The sequence below is a fragment of the Mesorhizobium sp. M1A.F.Ca.IN.020.06.1.1 genome (assembly GCF_004023265.1).
Classification (GTDB): Bacteria; Pseudomonadota; Alphaproteobacteria; order Rhizobiales; family Rhizobiaceae; genus Mesorhizobium.
The window spans coordinates 1-2,952 of the sequence record NZ_RZSR01000764.1; the positions used below are offsets into that span (position 1 = coordinate 1).

The 2,952-nt window shown below is 66.3% G+C and carries 3 protein-coding genes and 1 pseudogene; 1 reads left to right on the forward strand and 3 read right to left on the reverse strand.

What is annotated here, in order from left to right; translation table 11 throughout:
• A pseudogene (locus tag EOA60_RS39245) lies at positions 1-118 on the forward strand (epimerase); the annotation flags it as partial.
• On the opposite strand, the gene EOA60_RS26530 reads toward EOA60_RS39245, so the two are convergent.
• From EOA60_RS26530 to EOA60_RS26540, 3 genes are all read right to left on the reverse strand, one after another.
• Positions 106-642, reverse strand: a complete 537-nt coding sequence (locus EOA60_RS26530; protein ID WP_281060780.1) for a sugar transferase — start codon at positions 640-642, stop codon at positions 106-108. The pseudogene EOA60_RS39245 and the gene EOA60_RS26530 sit on opposite strands and share 13 nt — an antisense overlap.
• A 3-nt stretch (positions 643-645) precedes the next feature.
• The gene (locus EOA60_RS26535) at positions 646-1,557 is read right to left on the reverse strand and encodes a glycosyltransferase family 2 protein (RefSeq protein WP_245322291.1); all 912 of its coding nucleotides are present in this window, start codon (positions 1,555-1,557) and stop codon (positions 646-648) included.
• A gap of 87 nt (positions 1,558-1,644) precedes the next feature.
• The coding region (locus EOA60_RS26540; RefSeq protein ID WP_164899547.1) for an SDR family NAD(P)-dependent oxidoreductase at positions 1,645-2,952 on the reverse strand (1,308 nt) is incomplete at its 5' end.

Here is a 2,952-nt window from a genome sequence, read left to right on the forward strand (position 1 = left end):
GACCGCGACCCAGATCTGCGATCCGTCGCTGCTGGCCGCGGAAGGTTGGATGCCGGAAACCGCTACGCTCGGCCGGCTTGAGGAACTGGCGCGAGAAAAGGCCGCTCAGGCCCGGTAGAATGTCCCCAGCAATATCCTGAGGTCGAGGCCGATCGAAGCGGCCTTCAGATAGGCAGCGTCGATCTCGGCGCAGAGTTTCGGGTCGGACATGTCGATGCCCTTGATCTGCGCCAGCCCGGTGATGCCCGGAAGCGCCGAAAGCACGCCCAGCCGCTGCCGGTGGCCGATCAGCTCCGTTTGCGTCGGCAGGCATGGACGGGGACCGACAAGGCTCATCTCGCCCTTGAGCACGTTCCAGAGCTGCGGCAGCTCGTCGATCTTGGTCGAGCGCAGCACCCTGCCCACCGCGGTGACCGACCCGGCAGGCGCCTCGTGCGTTGGCAAGGACGGGGTGTTGCGATGCATGGTGCGCAGCTTGTGGCAGGCAAAGACAGCGCCGCCGCGCCCGACGCGCGGCTGCGAAAAGATGGCCGGTCCGGACGACGTCGCCCTGACCGCCAGCATGGCGATCAGCACAACGGGAGACGTAACCGCCAGCATGACGGCCGCGATGGTCAGGTCGAAAGCCCGCTTTGCCGTCACGGCTCAGATCCGCCGCCAAAGAAAGGCAAGGTAGAGGCCGAGCGTGCCCATCAGGGTCTGCCGGTAGACGCCGCTTTTGCCGAGCAGGCTGAAGCGCCTGAGAGCACTGCCCTTGCGCGCCCTGATGAACAGGCGAAGGCAGCGTGCTGCATCGCGTGTGACGAGGTCGCGGTTGACGGCAAGGCCTCTGAGATTGCTGTCCGTCCAGGTGGCGAACTGGCCCTGGAACAGCCGCCCGAGCCTCGAAAGCCTCGCCTTCCACGAGATGTTGGCGCCAACCAGATTCGCCCCGTGCTGCCGGTATCTGACCAGCGGCCGCGGCTCGTAACGGACCTTGCCGCCGGCGGCGGTGACGACGAGATAGGCCCACCAGTCATGGCTGACGAATTCGGTTCTTGCCGATGCCTTCGCCAGGAGGTCGCGCGCCGCGCGGTTGAAGAGCATGGTGTTGCCGCCGGCGATGCTCTGCACCAGGGCGTTGCGGAAGGATGGCAGGCGGCGGAACAGCGGCGAATGGCCGGCCGGGACGCCGGTCTCCGAAATGGTCGCCGTGCGCGAGCAGAACAGCAGCGGCATTGCCATATCCTGTGTCTCCATCCAGCGAATGGCGCTCTCCAGCCGGTCCGGCTCCCAGACATCGTCCTGGTCGCAAAAGGCGTAGTAATCGGCATCGACGCGCGGATCGATGATCATCGAGCGGAAGTTGGCGGCGAAGCCGTTTCGCGGGCCCTGCACCAGCGCAAGGGAGCCCTTGTTCCAGCGGGACCGCCACGCCTCAATGATCGCGAGCGTGGCGTCCGTCGAGCCGTCGTCGGAAACCCAGAGATCGACATGGGGCCATGATTGGGCGAGCAAGGATTGCAACTGTTCGCCGATAAAGGCGGCGCCATCCCTCGTGCCCATGAGAACGGCCACGCGCTGATCTTTTCCGGTCACTGCTTCAGAACCCCGCAGGGCATTCGAACAGGCTTCAATAGCCAATTGCGGGAGGGCGGCACAGGGCTAACTGATCTGTCCGGCCGCTTTCGGCACCGCCCGCTGGGGCGCGCCGCCAATGCCTTGCCCTGCCCGGTTGAGCCCGGCCAGGATCGCGAGGGCCGCGGCCTTGTCCTGGTCCCGTATGGCGGCCACCAGCGCCGGCAGCGCGGCCTCGATCCTCCGCCACTCGACGACGTCGGTCCTGAGGCCGAAGATCTTGGCGATGTCGAGCTTGACGACCTCCTCGCCTTCGCCATGCAGCGCCTCGTGCAGCTTCTCGCCGGGCCTGATGCCGGTGAAGCGGATCGGAATGTCGGTATAGGGGCTTTTGCCGGCCATGCGGATCATGGTTTCGGCGACTTCGAGGATCGGCACGGGCTCGCCCATGTCCAGCATGTAGATGGCATAGTCGTCCCTGCCCTGGCGCCGCTCGGCATCGGCGGCCGACATGATGACGAGATCGACCGCCTCGGCCACTGTCATGAAATAGCGCGTCATGCGCCGGTCGGTGATGGTGACCGGCCCGCCGGCCTCGATCTGCGCCTGGAAGATGGTCGCCACCGAGCCGTTGGAGCCGAAGACGTTGCCGAAGCGCACGGCGATGAATTTGGTGCCGGGACGACGCACAGTTGGGACGCCGGCATGGCGGCCGTTCAGCCCGCCGGCAGGGAAAGGCGACGGTGCGGCGTGCGTTTCATGCAGCGAGGAGACGATCTGTTCGGCCGCGCGCTTGGTGACGCCAAGCATCGAGCTCGGGTCGACGGCCTTGTCGCTGGAAATCAGCAGGAACTGCGGCACCCCGCATTCGGCCGCGACCTCGGCGCAGGCGAGCGTGCCGAAGACATTCGTTTCGATCGCCGCTTCCCAGTTCTCTTCCAGCAGCGGCACATGCTTCAGCGCCGCGGCGTGAAAGATGATGGCGGGTTTGAACTCGCTGACGAGGCGCATCATGTGCGGCCGGTCGGTGACATCGACGATGCGGCTGGCCAGCCGGCCGCGGTCTTTCTCGTCGATGATCTGATCGAGCTGGAAGATGCCGAACTCGGAATTGTCGGCCACCAGCACCGCCTCGGCGCCGAGCTCCAGCGCGCGCTTGACCAGCACACGGCCGATGGAGCCGGCTCCGCCGGTGACCAGCACGCGCTTGCCGCCGACGAAGGCGCCGATGCGCGCGATGTCGGTGGCGACCGCCGAACGGCGCATGATGGTTTCCATCTCGACGGCATCGAGAACCAGCTTGCCGCCCTGCCCCAGCTCCGAAAGACCGGAGAACTGGACGACGGCGATGCCGCTATGGCGGGCGACGCGCACCAGCTCGGCATAGTCCTCGAT